12 protein-coding genes, 1 tRNA gene and 1 pseudogene are annotated in these 14,766 nt (G+C 34.9%); 10 read left to right on the top strand and 4 right to left on the bottom strand.

Features of this window, described 5'->3' with window-relative positions; genetic code table 11:
- Window positions 1-3 precede the first annotated feature (3 nt).
- From rnr to ACFIMW_RS04375, 6 genes are all read left to right on the top strand, one after another.
- Window positions 4-2,280: a ribonuclease R gene (gene rnr / locus ACFIMW_RS04400; protein WP_375608345.1), complete on the top strand. Its 2,277-nt coding sequence runs from the start codon at window positions 4-6 to the stop codon at window positions 2,278-2,280.
- A 358-nt stretch (window positions 2,281-2,638) separates the two neighbouring features.
- The gene (locus tag ACFIMW_RS04395; protein WP_375606907.1) at window positions 2,639-3,811 is read left to right on the top strand and encodes an MFS transporter; all 1,173 of its coding nucleotides are present in this window, start codon (window positions 2,639-2,641) and stop codon (window positions 3,809-3,811) included.
- 102 nt (window positions 3,812-3,913) lie between these two features.
- Entirely contained in the window at window positions 3,914-4,081 is a 168-nt protein-coding gene (rpmG, locus tag ACFIMW_RS04390) for a 50S ribosomal protein L33 (protein ID WP_004864083.1), read from the top strand.
- A 332-nt stretch (window positions 4,082-4,413) separates the two neighbouring features.
- Entirely contained in the window at window positions 4,414-4,977 is a 564-nt protein-coding gene (locus tag ACFIMW_RS04385; protein ID WP_375606908.1) for a thermonuclease family protein, read from the top strand.
- A 28-nt stretch (window positions 4,978-5,005) separates the two neighbouring features.
- Window positions 5,006-5,635, top strand: coding sequence for a uracil-DNA glycosylase family protein (locus ACFIMW_RS04380; protein ID WP_375606909.1), 630 nt, complete (start codon window positions 5,006-5,008; stop codon window positions 5,633-5,635).
- 21 nt (window positions 5,636-5,656) lie between these two features.
- A complete protein-coding gene (locus ACFIMW_RS04375; protein WP_375608344.1) occupies window positions 5,657-6,148 on the top strand; it encodes an Lrp/AsnC family transcriptional regulator in 492 nt (163 codons plus the stop codon).
- Window positions 6,149-6,175: 27 nt separating this feature from the next.
- Here ACFIMW_RS04375 and cobT read toward each other — a convergent pair whose 3' ends face one another.
- From cobT to glpD, 3 genes are all read right to left on the bottom strand, one after another.
- Entirely contained in the window at window positions 6,176-7,183 is a 1,008-nt protein-coding gene (gene cobT, locus ACFIMW_RS04370) for a nicotinate-nucleotide--dimethylbenzimidazole phosphoribosyltransferase (protein ID WP_375608343.1), read from the bottom strand.
- A gap of 392 nt (window positions 7,184-7,575) precedes the next feature.
- Window positions 7,576-8,556 carry a tRNA dihydrouridine(20/20a) synthase DusA gene (gene dusA, locus ACFIMW_RS04365; protein WP_375608342.1) on the bottom strand — a complete coding sequence of 327 codons (981 nt, stop codon included), beginning with the start codon at window positions 8,554-8,556 and terminating at the stop codon, window positions 7,576-7,578.
- Window positions 8,557-9,251: 695 nt separating this feature from the next.
- On the bottom strand, window positions 9,252-10,781 hold the full coding sequence (gene glpD, locus ACFIMW_RS04360) for a glycerol-3-phosphate dehydrogenase (RefSeq protein WP_375606913.1): 1,530 nt from the start codon (window positions 10,779-10,781) through the stop codon (window positions 9,252-9,254).
- 341 nt (window positions 10,782-11,122) lie between these two features.
- Between glpD and ACFIMW_RS04355 the strand changes: the two genes are divergently transcribed.
- From ACFIMW_RS04355 to ACFIMW_RS04340, 4 genes are all read left to right on the top strand, one after another.
- Window positions 11,123-11,989 (top strand): DsbA family protein, encoded by an 867-nt coding sequence (locus ACFIMW_RS04355; protein WP_375608341.1) that lies wholly within the window; start codon window positions 11,123-11,125, stop codon window positions 11,987-11,989.
- 255 nt (window positions 11,990-12,244) lie between these two features.
- The gene (gene accB, locus ACFIMW_RS04350; RefSeq protein ID WP_375608340.1) at window positions 12,245-12,745 is read left to right on the top strand and encodes an acetyl-CoA carboxylase biotin carboxyl carrier protein; all 501 of its coding nucleotides are present in this window, start codon (window positions 12,245-12,247) and stop codon (window positions 12,743-12,745) included.
- 14 nt (window positions 12,746-12,759) lie between these two features.
- Window positions 12,760-14,118, top strand: coding sequence for an acetyl-CoA carboxylase biotin carboxylase subunit (gene accC, locus ACFIMW_RS04345; RefSeq protein WP_375608339.1), 1,359 nt, complete (start codon window positions 12,760-12,762; stop codon window positions 14,116-14,118).
- A gap of 204 nt (window positions 14,119-14,322) precedes the next feature.
- Window positions 14,323-14,395 (top strand) — tRNA-Thr (locus tag ACFIMW_RS04340).
- A gap of 102 nt (window positions 14,396-14,497) precedes the next feature.
- Here the strand turns inward: ACFIMW_RS04340 and ACFIMW_RS04335 are convergent.
- A pseudogene (locus ACFIMW_RS04335) lies at window positions 14,498-14,766 on the bottom strand (DNA adenine methylase); the annotation flags it as partial.

Here is a 14,766-nt window from a genome sequence, read left to right as displayed (position 1 = left end):
ATTTTGGCTAAAGGTGAAAAAAACATAAAATATCTCTCTTCATTCAAGGGGAAAACTTTTCCCAATAAGGAAGCAATTCTTTCCTTTATAATTGAGAATCCTAACCACTCAAGTAAACGAGAAATCGCCAAAGCTTTTAACTTAAAAGGTGATTCTCGTATTTTGCTTAGAGATATGTTACGTGAGTTGAAGGATCAAAATCTTATATCTAAACACCGCAAAAGAGCAATAAACAAAGGAAAATTACCTCCTGTTACTTTAGTAAAAATTAGCGGACGTGATAAAGATGGAAGTTTTATTGCACAACCTCTTGAATGGGAAGATTCTCCAAAGCCCAATATTGAAATACACTCTTTTCATCACATAAAAGGAAGTAATATTGGTGTTGGAGATCATATTCTTGTAAAAGTTTTTCGAAATAAAAATTCTGAAAGCTCAAGCCATCCTTATACGGGACGAATTATTCGTAAAATTGATGTATCTCCCAAAAGCGCATTTGCTATTGTACGAAAATTGGAAAATAATCAATGGCGCCTTGATCCTATAGACCGCAAAACCAATGAACTTATTGTTGAAATGTCTCCAGAAATGAAGATTGAAACGGGTGATCTCGTTGAAGTCGAAATAAAAAAAAATACTGGTTACGGATTAAAGAGCGCAAAAATAAAGAATGTTTTAGGGCACATTAAGAGTGAGAAAACACTCTCAATGATAGCGCTTCTTTCGAAAGGAATTCCTTATATTTTTCCTGAAAGTGTTCTTGAGCAAGCCAAACATATCAAAGCTGCCAATATGGATAATCGTGAAGATTGGCGACAATTACCCTTTATTACAATTGATCCACCAGATGCAAAAGACCATGATGATGCAGTTTATGCAACCAAGGATAAGGATCCAGCAAACAATGATGGTTGGATTATTATTGTAGCCATCGCAGATGTTTCTTACTATATCAAAACAGGAAGTGCTTTAGATAAAGAAGCATTGAAACGCGGAAATTCTGTTTATTTTCCCGATACTGTTGTGCCAATGCTGCCTGAACGCCTTTCTCATGATTTATGTTCTCTACGTGAAGGAAAAGAACGGCCAGCTTTAGCAGTTCGTATGATTTTTGATGCAAACGGTAATAAACGAAAACATAGTTTTCATCGTATTATGATGCGGGTAAGAGCTAAATTTTCTTATCAAGAAGTGCAATTGGCAAGAAAAGAACATATCAATGAAAAAAATGCACCTTTACTTGAGAATATCTTACACCCCTTATGGGAAGCCTATGCATGCCTTAAAGCTGCGCGAAATCTTCGACAACCACTAGAATTAGAAATAACAGAAAAAAAGATTATTCTTGATCAAAATGGATGCATCCAAGATGTTGTGAGTGAAGAACATCTAGAAGCACATCGTTTGATTGAAGAGTTTATGATACAAGCAAATATTGCAGCTTCTGAAACCTTAAAAGAACATCATCAGCCCCTCATCTACCGTATTCATGAGAAACCCTCTCTTGCCAAGCAAGAAATATTGCGGAATTTTCTTCAAAGTTTAGGAATATCACTCGCTCGAAGTGCAGAACTGACATCAGCACGTCTTAATAGAATTTTAGAAAAGGTCGCTCATACTCAACAACAAGAACTAGTCAATCAAGTTATTTTGCGTTCACAATCACAAGCAGAGTACAACCCTAAAAATAGTGGCCATTTTGGTTTGAACTTGCAGAACTATACACATTTTACATCACCAATCCGTCGTTATGCTGATCTCATTATTCATCGAGCACTCATTAAAGCTCTCAAATTAGGAAATGATCAATTAACAGAGACACAAGAACAAAATCTTGCAGAAATTGCTACGCAAATTTCTTTATATGAGCGCCGTGCGATGGTAGCTGAAAGAGAAACGATTGATCGGCTTGTTGCTCACTATTTAACGAATAAAATCGGTCGTATTTTTACAGGTCGCATTTCCGGAGTTACAAAAGCAGGTCTTTTTATCTCACTTGATAAACTCAATACAGATGGTTTTGTCCATATTTCTACACTTAAAAATGATTATTATCATTTTGATGAAGCACAACATGTTCTTGTAGGACAGCGTAGCCATAAAGGCTATCAACTCAGTGATGTTGTAGAAGTAAAACTTATAACGGTACAACCTTTTGCTGGCGCTTTATGCTTTGAGCTCTTAACAAAACCTCGTCCAATAAAATTTTCACCGACATCCTACCATAAAAACAAATTAAAAAAACAAAAATATACTTTTTATGGGAAAAGAAAAAATTAATTAAAAATAAAAAGTAAAAAACATTTTTATAATTTTCGTTGTATTATTTTTTATTTTAAAGTCTAAAAATCTTTATTAAAAATAATTAAACCTCTTGTTTCTCTCTTTAAAAGCATATAAATAATAATGACTTAAAGCTAAGAAAAGACCTATAATATGTAGTATTTATATTATTTTTATGTTTTATTTAGTATATAAAGGTATGTGATTTATTTTATAAATATAGTAATTTTATAAAAATCTTGCAGGTTTTTTATACTTAATAGGTGAGAAAATCTGCAAAAGAGAGCTTGGGCTTTTTTCATTTCAGCACACCTTTTTATTATTCGAATAAACAAAAGTATCTTAAGTCATTCTCATGAAAAAAAAAGCTTTTGACTCTCAAAATAATTCTTTGCGTGCCATTATTGCAGCTATTGCAACCATTGGTACCGTTGGAACAGCATTGGGAATGGGAACACAACTTGTCTCTTTTCTTATGGCAGAAAAAGGACTTTCCAACAGTACAATCGGCTATAGTGGAACTGTTGGTGGAATCGCCACAATTATTGCAGCTATTTTTACGTCTCGAATCGCCTTATGCTTAGGAATTTCTCAAACAATATTGCTTATGATGGCTATAGGATCTTTAAGTTTTTTAGGATTCTATTTTTTCGACCCCTTATGGGTTTGGTTCATTTTAAGGTTTATATTACATTTCACTATGACAGTTATGTTTATCCTGTCAGAGTTTTGGATCAACAGTTGTGCTCCCCCTAAAAAACGTAGCTTGGTTCTTTCCATTTATGCTATTGTTTTAGGATTAGGGTTTGCGGTAGGTCCAACGTTGCTAGCAAAAGTGGGAACACAAGGCTTTATTCCTTTTGCTGTTGGCTATAGCCTTATTATACTTGCTGTTATCCCAATTCTTGCGGCTTGGAAATTAAGTCCAGAATTTCAAAAAAGCCAATATACGCCATTTTTTCGTTATCTTTTTTATGTTCCAAGTGCCATGATGGCAGTGTTTGTTTACGGTGCTATTCAAATGGGCGCATTAACTCTTATAACACCCTTTACTTTATCCATTGGCTATAATGAGCATGAAGCAGCACACTTTATGGCAACGCTTGCACTTGGGAATGTTTTGCTCTTAATTCCTATCAGCATTATAAGCGACTATGCCAAAGATCGACGTTATCCACTAATAAGTTGTGCTATCCTAGGTCTTGTGGGAACTTTTATGGTACCATGGATCACTCAATATCCATGGGTTCTAATGCTTGATCTGTTCCTTCTTGGTGGTGTATCAGCTAGCCTTTATACAATTGCTCTGGCACATCTAGGAGCACGTCTTAAGGGCCAAGAACTTGCTGCTGCTAATTCTGCCTTTATTTTTTGCTATGGAATTGGTATGCTCATCGGGCCAACCTTTATTGGAAAATCCATGGATATTTTTAATCCTTTTGGTTTTTCAATAGCTATGGCTGTTTTTTTCGGTTTATATGTCATTTTGGTATTTATCCAACTGATGAGAAAATTAATCAGCTCTTGACTTTTTTGAGAACATCCGTAGTGTTGCCGGAAAATCTGATGATGTCGGAAATAAGTTTTGAAAGCAATAATATTTTTTCAGTATAAATAGGGTATTTACATTATGGCTAAAGCAGCAACCATTAAGATCAAGCTTTTATCAACTGCAGATACTGGTTTTTTCTATGTAACAAAGAAAAACAGCCGCACAATGACAGATAAAATGAGCAAGCGTAAATATGATCCAGTTGTAAAAAAGCACGTTGAATTTAAAGAAACAAAAATTAAATAAATAAAATTATTATTGAATTGATAGATTTTATACTCCAAAAGAAATGTGGGAGTATTGCTCTTCAAAGTTATTTTTTGAGGGGTGTTTTTTTATTTCCTTAAGTTTAAAAAGTTTACTTTAAACTTTGTACGTTTTGTACGGATTTGGATTAAGTTGATTTATTATTTAAGTTGCTTACATATATTCTGCATGAGTATTTGATTATTGTGATATCTAACGAAAATTTTGTCATTAAAACGAGATATTGTTTCGTCATATGAATAAAGCTTCTCGGATGAATTATAAACAATACTAAAATAGAGTTATAGTAATGTTAGCAGTTTCTTTATTTCATGAAAAAATCTTTTTCTCATTTTAATCTAAGAATCTTTAATCTAAAAGTTATCGGTTTCAGTATTTTTGTCGCTGCCAGCATTCTTATCATTATGTCAACTTACTTTAAGAAAACTCAGCAGTTGCCTCAAAAAGAAAAATTTTCTTCTCAAAACTCTGTTAAAGGAAATGCTTTAATCATTGATGGCGATACCATTATGATTTCTTCAATTAAGATTCGACTAGCTGGAATTGATGCTCCTGAACTCCACCAATTTTGTGGAAAAAAGGAAGCACGCTACCCTTGTGGGCTTGAGGCAAAGAAATATTTAGAACAATTATTAAAAAATCAAACTGTTATATGTCACTGGCAAAAAACAGATAAATATCGCCGTATTCTTGCAACATGTAAAACAAAACAAGTTAGCAATATCAACGCAACACTTGTACAGAATGGTTGGGCTGTAAATTATTATGAATACCCCAAAGAAGAGCAAGAAGCGAGAAGGAAAAAGAAAGGAATATGGGCATCAAGTTTTCAACGACCAAAAGAATGGCGCAAAGCAAATCCTCGCACAGAATAAGAAAAATATTTTTTAATTTTATTTACTAATGAAACAATATAGCCCAATTATCAAACTTGAAAAAGAGATCTATTCCTGTCGTGTTTGCGTCCAACAACCCCATTATTTTCCTCCTCTTCCTCATGAACCAAACCCTGTCGTTTATTTATCCGATACTGCTTCGATTGCAATTGCAGGCCAAGCACCAGGATTGCGTGTTCATGAAACTTCTATCCCTTTTAATGATCGTTCGGGCGAAAGATTGCGTAATTGGCTGGGTGTTACAAAAGAAGAATTTTATAATAAATCTCTCTTTGCTATTGTTCCTATGGGATTTTGTTTTCCAGGTTATGACAAAAATAAAGCTGATTTACCACCAAGATGTGAATGTCGAGAAATATGGCATGAAAAGATATTTCAGGCAATGCCTCAAATAAAGCTTGTTCTTGCCATTGGTCGTTATGCGCAAAAGTGGCACATTACAGAATTAAAACATAAAACCGTTTCTGCAACTGTTGGTGATTGGAGAAATATTCTTTCCATTCCTCAACCTCGAGGCTATAATGTTATGCCTTTGCCTCATCCGTCATGGCGAAATACTTCTTGGTTACAGAAAAATCCATGGTTTAACGATGAGCTTATTGTATATCTGCGTCGTTTAGTGCGTAAATTTTTATAAATTAAAATATTGAGAAAAAATATGGATCGTCTTGACCGAAAAATTTTACATCTTTTGCAAGAAAATGCGACACTTTCTGTTGCTGATATTGCTAAAAAAGTGGGACTTTCGACCACTCCTTGCTGGCGTAGGATTCAAAAACTTGAAGAAGATGGCGTCATTCAACGTCGTGTTGCTGTTCTTTCTCCAGAAAAAGTAAACGCACACGTCACTGTTTTTGTGTCTATTCGCACAAATACACATAGTCATGAATGGTTTAAGCGTTTTTCAAAAATTGTGCAAGAATTCCGTGAAGTCATTGAATTTTATCGAATGAGTGGAGATATTGACTATTTATTGCGTGTTGTTGTGCCCAACATTGAAGCTTATGATCTTTTTTATAAAAAATTAATTTCTAAAATTGACATCCGTGATGTCTCTTCTTCTTTCGCAATGGAACAGATTAAATATACAACAGAACTTCCACTTAATTATATTAAATTACACGACAAGACGCATGAACAAAGCTCTTAAGATTTTTTATATCCGTCTTATGATCTTTTAGGCATTCAAACTTTCTTGTTCCAAAACCGCCATTTGTGCATGAGTTAAAACAGCAGCTTTGACAATACCAGCTGCCATAGCTGCTCCTGTCCCTTCACCAAGACGCATCCCCAAATCTAGAAGTGGTTCTTTGCCAATTTTTTGTAAAAGTTTACGATGGACTTTTTCAGAAGAAACATGTCCAACGAGAGTATGATCAAGAGCTTTTGGATGTATTTTATAAAGGACCGCTGCCGCTGCTGTTGCCACAAAACCATCTAAAATAACGGGTATCTTTTCCATTCTTGCCGCTAAAATAGCACCAACCATAGCAGCAATTTCACGTCCTCCTAAGCGACGCATTATCTCAAAAGGATCATTTAAATGCTCCTTATGCAAGGAAACTGCTGCCTTAACCGCTGCTATTTTACGCTGATAAAAATCACCCTCCGATTCTATATCATGTCCTGTCCACTCTTCAACGTCTCCACCAAACAATGCTAAACATAAAGCTGAAGCTATTGTTGTGTTTCCAATTCCCATTTCACCAATACATAAAAGATCTGTTCCACCAGCAATGGATTCCATTCCAAATGCCATTGTAGCAGCTGCACTTCTCTCGTCCATTGCAGCATCCTTGGTAATATTCATTGTTGGATATTCCAATGCTAAATCAAAAATTTTTAATCCCAGATCATAAGCGATACAAATTTGGTTGATAGCAGCACCGCCAGATGCAAAATTTTGTACCATTTTTTGTGTCATAGATTGTGGAAATGGTGTAATATTCTCCTCTACAATACCATGGTTTCCAGAAAAAATAGCAACCAAAGGTCGCGTTACTATAGGTTTTTCTGTACCTCTCCACCCCGCATACCAAACAGCAATATCTCCTAGTTTTCCCAATGTTCCTTGCTCTTTTGTTAAGTTTTTTTGCCGTTTTTTTGCCAAAATTATAGAAAACTCATCAGCAACAGGTAAATTTGTAAGCAAAGCACGAAAATCATCAAATGGACTAGCGATCATAAGGATACCTTTTAAAATCTACAATGTTTATGAAAATCACGTCATATATACAGGATATGAATAATTTATTGTTTTTTTAACAGTGCTTTAAAAATGTTAAATACTATGAAAGCAATAATTTCTACATTCTATTTTCTACCCCAATAACAAACGTGCAAGATTCAAAATGTTATTAATATCTTATGACTACCTTTACAGTGATACCCTTAAACTATTTTTTATTTAATAGGCATAATCAGCATGCCGTTTAATATATAAATTCTAACATTCTTATTCATAATAAAAGTTATAAACTTTCAAAAACTTATAAAATTAAAGGGATCAAAATTATCGCAAAGAAATCAAAACGCAAAGGATCTCAACTTCAATATATGTTAATTGTCTGACTGTTATTAAATGAGAGCATAAAAAGCTTCTTTTAAAGTACATATATCTGCGTTTGGTTTTATCGCATCATTTGATAGTATTTGCCGCCATCGACGTGCCCCACCCCGCCCATGAAATAAACCAATCATGTGACGCGTCACATGAGAAAGCCGTCCCCCCGATGCAATATGTCGAGCTGCATAATCACACATAACCTCAATAAGATCACTCTCACTTAGACTATTCTGCGACTCACCATAGAGTTCAAAATCAATATGTTTTAACAAAGTTGGATCATGATAAACTTGGCGACCAACCATGACAGCATCACAGAAAGTTAAGTGTTCTTTGGTCTCATCAATCGATTTAATTCCACCATTTATCCCAATGAATTTATGAGGATATTGACGTTTTAATTTGTAAACCCTTTCATAATTAAGGGGCGGAATATTGCGATTTTCTTTCGGACTCAATCCTTGTAGCCATGCCTTGCGTGCATGTATCCAGAGCGCATCACATCCAGCATTCCAAACTTGATTAGCCAAAAGATCTAATGCTAATTCTTCATCTTGTTCGTCCACTCCAATCCGACATTTGACAGTTACAGGTATAGTAACCTCTTGTTTCATTGCTTCTACGGCATTTGCCACAATGTCTGGATGTAGCATCAAACAAGCTCCAAAGACACCTGCTTGAACACGATTTGATGGACAACCAACATTGAGATTTATTTCGTTATAGCCAAAATCCTCAGCAATTCGTGCAGCTTCTGCTAACTTTTTCGGATCTGCCCCCCCTAATTGTAATGCAACTGGACGTTCTTTGTCGCTAAAAGCCAACAATTGTTCACGAACACCATGAATGACAGCATCTGCTACCATCATTTCCGTATAAAGGAGAGCTTTTTTCGTTAAAAGACGATAAAAAAACCTGCAATGTCGGTCTGTCCAGTCCAACATTGGTGCTACTGCAAATTTTATAGGCGATGGAAGGTTGTAAAATATCATGAGGGTATTACTCTCATGTCCCTATAGCTCTCTCTTTATACATAGAAAAATACTTACTTTTAGTTTACGGAAAATTTTATTCTCTTATACTATCATGAGTATAATAACAGCTCATTATTTTCAATTGATATCAAGGTTTACTACAATCAATCATGCCAAAACACAATATCGCATTTCTCATAGATTAGTGTTCAGGTATATAAACATGAAAAAAGAAGATTTTTACTATAATATAAAAAACTCATTTATAAGTTCTTCTTACGCTCTTCAAGTCTCTCCCCTTACATGATTTAGTACAGCGTTTAAGATAATAAATGCTAAACTAACACATTATACAATTTTTCATGATCGATTTAATTTTCTTTAGATTTTTTAACTCATTGTGCAAATAAACGCTAAAGAAAGTAGCTTTATCTTCTCCTAAAGAAGAAAAAACCTTATTTCATACGAATCTAATTATAAATCATTTTTTATCAATGAGTTCTTTTTGGTAATATTCTTAGATTTCACTTTATAAAATAGACAAATTTCATCTTAAATATTCTATCTAATTTTGCCATTTTGTGATTCTTGCAAAAAAAAACTAAAATCAGGGTATAGACAGCCATTGCCTTTTTAATATCTATAACTGATATCAGTATCTCTTGAAGGAAAATATTTACAATATTGCAGATAAAATCTGTAAAATGAAATGATCATAAACGTTGTTCAATCTCTTGTTGGCTTTGCATATAGGAAGAAAGAGTATCAACCTCTTGTTCATTAAATAGGAGCCCCAGTTTTGAACGACGCCATAACACATCTTCACATACTTTAGCCCATTCTTTTTCCATCAACCATTTTACTTCTACTTCATAAAGCCCATGTCCAAAATTTTTTCCTTTATTTGCCTTACCATGTGCAAAGATCAGCAATGCTTCTGTACCGTAGGAGCGTGCAAGCCTGCGATGTGTAAAAACATCTAAATCTGGCATTAAAAGAGCAATCCTATTTTCGATTGTATCTAATTTGTTATAGGGGAAATCTCCCCCTGGAAGTACTGCCTTAGCCGTCCATGATGCTCCCTTTTTACCAAGTGCTTTTTCAACAAATTTCATCGCATCTTCAGCTAACTTACGATAAGTTGTAATCTTTCCACCATAAAGATTAAGTATCTTTGGTGTCGTTCCTGTTCCCATTTCTTTTAAAACATAATCGCGCGTAATTTCTTGTGCTTTTGAAGCTCCATCATCATAGAGTGGACGAACTCCAGAGTAAGACCAGACAATCGTTTCAGGTAATACTGGTTGTATGAAATATTCACTGGCTGCTGCACAAATATAATCAATTTCTTTATCAGTAATATGAACGTCAGCCGGATCTCCTTGATAATTACAATCTGTTGTTCCAAGCAAGGTAAACTCTTCTTGATATGGAATAGCAAATATAATACGCCCATCACCATTTTGAAAAATATAAGCACGATCATGAGTATAAAGTTTGGGAACCAAAATATGAGAACCTCTAACAAGCCGTATTGGCGTATGTTCTTTACAGTCTAATACGCTTTCCAAAACATGATCAATCCAAGGTCCTGTCATATTCGCAACATAAGAAGCAGTGACATTATATTCTTTACCGCTTAACTTGTCTTGAAGAAAGATACGCCATTTTTTGTCTTCTCTTTTTAAAGATAGAACTTTTGTCCGTACTTTTATATCAGCTCCCCACTTTTCTGCATCACGAGCATTGGCAATGACTAAACGCGCATCATCTACTCTTGCATCAGAATATTCAAAACCTCTCTGATATTCTTTTTTCAGTGTAGAGCAAAACTTTTTTGAAAAATTAATCGTTTTACTGCGCCACAATTTCTGATTCCAGTTCCCTAAATAATCATAAATAAAAAGTCCAAAACGCAATATCCAAGCAGGACGCAATTCTTTATGATAAGGAAGAAGAAAACGTAAAGGACGTACAATATGTGGAGCTATACGTAAAATGATCTCGCGTTCTTTGAGTGCTTCACGAACAAGTTTGAACTCATAATGTTCAAGATAACGAAGACCACCGTGAATAAGTTTTGTTGATGCACTTGAAGTCCCTGATGCAAGATCTTTCATTTCAGCTAATCCTACTTTAAAACCGCGTCCAGCTGCATCTCTTGCCAATCCACACCCGTTTATCCCTCCCCCAATGATAAACAGTTCATAATGTGTTGTGGTTTTCATAATTTCACTTTTCATTATTTAATTTTGTTTCTCAGTCCTCAATAAAGCAACAGGAAAAAATAATACAAGTGTTCTTCATTGTATTATCAACGTACTTATTTCCTAAAATAAACACGCACAAAAAGCTTTTTATACCCTTATACATCAAAACAACATTTGACAAATTAAAGAGAGGATTTTTTATCCTGTAGGCAATATAATCTTTGCAAATGTACATCATATGAAAGCTTTTTAGAGAAAAATTAATGTTTTTTATCATTTGAGAATACATACATAGCTAAATGCTTTATTGCACATAGAGAACGCTTTTCATATAGTTTACTCAATGACACAATAGAAAATGTAAAGGTATACAGATGACTCATCAACCTGAAAACTCGAAAATAACACTTGTTTCAAAAATTTTAGTCCCAGTTATGTTGAGTATTTTAACCTTTTTACCTTCTTTATCAAACGCAACATCACAGCAGACAGTAACCAATCATTTAAGCTTAGAAAAACTTAAAGCACAACTTTTAGAAGATTCTAGCTTTTTATCTAAGCTTAAAGAAAAAATGACACCGCATACTGATTCTCAGCATATTCAACAAATTGTTAGAGAGTATCTTCTTACTCATCCAGAAGTTTTGATTGAAATGCAGCTTATCCTTCAAGATAAGCTGGAAAAACAAAATGAAGACGAAAGTCAAAGCTCAATTATTCATTTATTAGAAAAGGAAATTTTTCACTCTCCTCATGACGCTGTTTTGGGGAATCCAAATGGTAAAAAAATACTTGTTGATTTTTTTGATTACAATTGCAGATTTTGTAAAAGTGCCTATTCAGATATAGAAGACTTGATAAAAGAATATCCAGATCTACGGGTTATTATCAAGGATTTACCGATTTTGGGATCTGATTCTATGGCGGCTCATACCGTTGCTTACGCATTTCGAAAACAATTTCCAGAAAAATATCCTCAGTTTCATAAAAAGCTTTTAATGCATCAAGGGCGCGCAAATGAAGCTAAAGCTATAAAAATAGCTGTTTCATTAGGAGCAGATGAAAAAAAACTCCGTAATGCAATAAAAGACCCTAATCTGCAAAAAGCTTTTAAAGAAAATATTCACATTGCCTCTACACTTCATATTACGGGAACACCTTCTTATATCATTGGTAATAAAATATTCATCGGCGCAGCCAGACAAGATATTCTAAAACAAGCGATAGATAATACACAGTAAATACCCTATTCTATACCTGATTAGTTTTAGGAAGAATACTGTAAATGAGGTAATTTTATGCTTTCTCTTTTTTGACAACAGGCTTATAAATGCAATTTTGCGTAAAGCAGATACGAGTTTAAAATTGCAAAATATAATGAATTTAAAGGAAATAAATATCTTTAAAGCTTCAAAAGATATCATCCCTAATCTAGAGATATTCTGTCATAAAACGAAATAATGACGATCTTCATTGATCAAGGAGTTAGAAATAAAATGGCAACAAAAAAAATGGATTTGGCAAAATATACCGCAATTGATACGAACATTATTCGTGATCTTGCTGAAATTTTGAATGATACAAATTTAACGAACATTGAAGTTGAACAAGGGGAGCTTCGTATTTGTGTCTCACGCCAAAATACCTCAACTTCTTCCGAGCAAGCGATCTATGCTCCTGTTTCTACTCCTACTTTTTCTGTAACATCTTCTCCAGTTCCAACAGCTGAATCTCCTATACACTCTATCCAAGAAGATAAATCAAAAAACACAATAACCTCTCCAATGGTTGGAACAGCCTATCTTGCACCTTCACCAGGCGCACAACCTTTTGTAGAAGTAGGACAAAATGTTTCTGAAGGGGAGACATTACTTATTATTGAAGCCATGAAAACAATGAATCAAATTTCATCACCGCGCTCCGGTACGGTAACCACTGTTCTTGTCAAAGATGGTCAACCTGTTGAATTTGGTGAACCACTTATTGTTGTTGAATAAAGCGAGGGGCAACCATGATTCGAAAAATCCTCATTGCTAATCGAGGAGAAATTGCTCTTCGCGTTTTACGTGCATGTAAAGAACTTGGCATAAAAACCGTGGCTGTTCACTCTACCGCTGATGCAGATGCAATGCATGTTCGTCTTGCTGACGAAAGTGTTTGTATTGGCCCTCCTCCTGCTCGCGATTCTTATTTGAGTATTCAGCAAATTATTGCTGCTTGTGAAATTACAGGAGCGGATGCTGTTCATCCAGGTTATGGCTTTCTTTCTGAAAATGCAAAATTTGCAGATGTTCTAGAAGCCCATGATATTACATTCATCGGTCCAACAGCTACTCATATCCGAATCATGGGCGATAAAATCGAAGCAAAGAAAACCGCCAAAAAACTTGGTATTCCTGTAGTTCCAGGTTCAGATGGAGCAGTCACTGAAGAATCAGATGCTTTACGCACTGCTCGTGAAATTGGTTATCCGGTTATTATAAAAGCTTCTGCCGGTGGTGGCGGACGTGGTATGAAAGTCGTTCATTCTGAACAAGAATTTTCTATAGCTCTCAAGACAACGCGTTCAGAAGCGAAAGCTGCTTTTGGTGATGACGCTGTTTACATAGAAAAATATTTAGAAAAACCCCGTCATATTGAAATTCAAGTCATAGGTGATGGTGCGGGAAATGCTATTCATTTAGGAGAACGCGATTGTTCACTTCAACGACGACATCAAAAAGTATGGGAAGAAGCTACGTCACCTGCACTTAATGAAACTGAACGGAAAAAAATTGGAAGTATTGTTGCAAATGCTTGTGCCCAACTTGGATATCGTGGAGCGGGTACTATTGAATTTCTTTATGAAAATGGCGAATTTTATTTTATTGAAATGAATACACGTTTACAAGTCGAGCATCCTGTAACTGAAGCAATTACAGGTATAGATTTAGTCCACGAACAAATCCATATTGCATCAGGCTGTAAACTTTCAGTGACACAAGATGAAGTCTGTTTTTCTGGTCATGCCATTGAATGCCGTATTAATGCAGAAGATCCCATTAATTTTACGCCATCACCTGGAACCATTACACATTTTCATACACCTGGAGGTTTAGGGATTCGTGTTGATTCAGGCGCTTATTCAGGTTATCGTATTCCTCCTTACTATGATAGCATGATTGGAAAGCTGATTGTTCATGGACGTACCCGTTTAGAATGTATGATGCGCTTACGGCGTGCTTTAGATGAATTTGTCGTCGATGGGATAAAAACTACACTACCTCTTTTTCGCGATCTTATTAATAATCAAGATGTTGCTGATGGTAATTATAATATCCACTGGCTAGAAAAATACCTTGCTCATCAGTCCATGTCTTCAGATTCGTAAGTTCAATAGCGAAATAGTGAATTTTCATCATAGGTTCTATAAAATATTAACATAAGGATAATTCCAACGTTGCTGTAAAAAGTGTTAAAAAAGAAATGAGCTGATTATTTTTTATTTGTTATATAATTTTCTTTTAATATACACAAAAATTGATAATTTTCTGTTTTCCTTTTTGTGAGTTTGTGCTAACTGCTACATAGTTACGCCCTTATAGCTCAGTTGGTAGAGCACCTGATTTGTAATCAGGGGGTCGGGAGTTCGAGTCTCTCTGGGGGCACCGTTTTTTTTATTTGAATAATAATTTATTGATTTTACATATGTTTTTTTAAGTGAGGGATACCTTAATAAAGTTAAGGGAATAGGATTTTTAACATGTCTCTTAATTATTACGAATCAAGAGTTCTTTTCGGGGTGGTTTTTTAGTAAATCCTGATGTCCAAAGGGTCTCAACTTCTAAAAAGTCAAAATCCTTAAAGATCTCTCGAACCGCATCACAATCATTCAGACTCAAGACAAATTTTCTTTAACAAAATTCCCAGAGCTGTAACACTTCTTCTTTACAAGATAAGGCGGGTCTAGGTAAAATAAACTGTCGGGTGCATCAAATAGCTCGATAACCCGCTCTCACGATAAATTTAAGATTGTCGT

Source organism: Bartonella sp. AC329YNZD (assembly GCF_042196685.1).
GTDB lineage: Bacteria > Pseudomonadota > Alphaproteobacteria > Rhizobiales > Rhizobiaceae > Bartonella.
The sequence above is the reverse complement of the archived record's forward strand: the minus strand, read 5'-3'. Positions and strand labels throughout refer to the sequence as shown.

Excerpts from the sequence above, each read along its gene's own strand:
- ACFIMW_RS04395 (WP_375606907.1), top strand. The coding sequence starts at position 2,639 with ATGAAAAAAAAAGCTTTTGACTCTCAAAATAATTCTTTGCGTGCCATT.
- rpmG (WP_004864083.1), top strand. The coding sequence starts at position 3,914 with ATGGCTAAAGCAGCAACCATTAAGATCAAGCTTTTATCAACTGCAGAT.
- ACFIMW_RS04385 (WP_375606908.1), top strand. The coding sequence starts at position 4,414 with ATGAAAAAATCTTTTTCTCATTTTAATCTAAGAATCTTTAATCTAAAA.
- ACFIMW_RS04380 (WP_375606909.1), top strand. The coding sequence starts at position 5,006 with ATGAAACAATATAGCCCAATTATCAAACTTGAAAAAGAGATCTATTCC.
- ACFIMW_RS04375 (WP_375608344.1), top strand. The coding sequence starts at position 5,657 with ATGGATCGTCTTGACCGAAAAATTTTACATCTTTTGCAAGAAAATGCG.
- cobT (WP_375608343.1), bottom strand. The coding sequence starts at position 7,183 with ATGATCGCTAGTCCATTTGATGATTTTCGTGCTTTGCTTACAAATTTA.
- dusA (WP_375608342.1), bottom strand. The coding sequence starts at position 8,556 with ATGATATTTTACAACCTTCCATCGCCTATAAAATTTGCAGTAGCACCA.
- glpD (WP_375606913.1), bottom strand. The coding sequence starts at position 10,781 with ATGAAAAGTGAAATTATGAAAACCACAACACATTATGAACTGTTTATC.
- ACFIMW_RS04355 (WP_375608341.1), top strand. The coding sequence starts at position 11,123 with ATGACTCATCAACCTGAAAACTCGAAAATAACACTTGTTTCAAAAATT.
- accB (WP_375608340.1), top strand. The coding sequence starts at position 12,245 with ATGGCAACAAAAAAAATGGATTTGGCAAAATATACCGCAATTGATACG.
- accC (WP_375608339.1), top strand. The coding sequence starts at position 12,760 with ATGATTCGAAAAATCCTCATTGCTAATCGAGGAGAAATTGCTCTTCGC.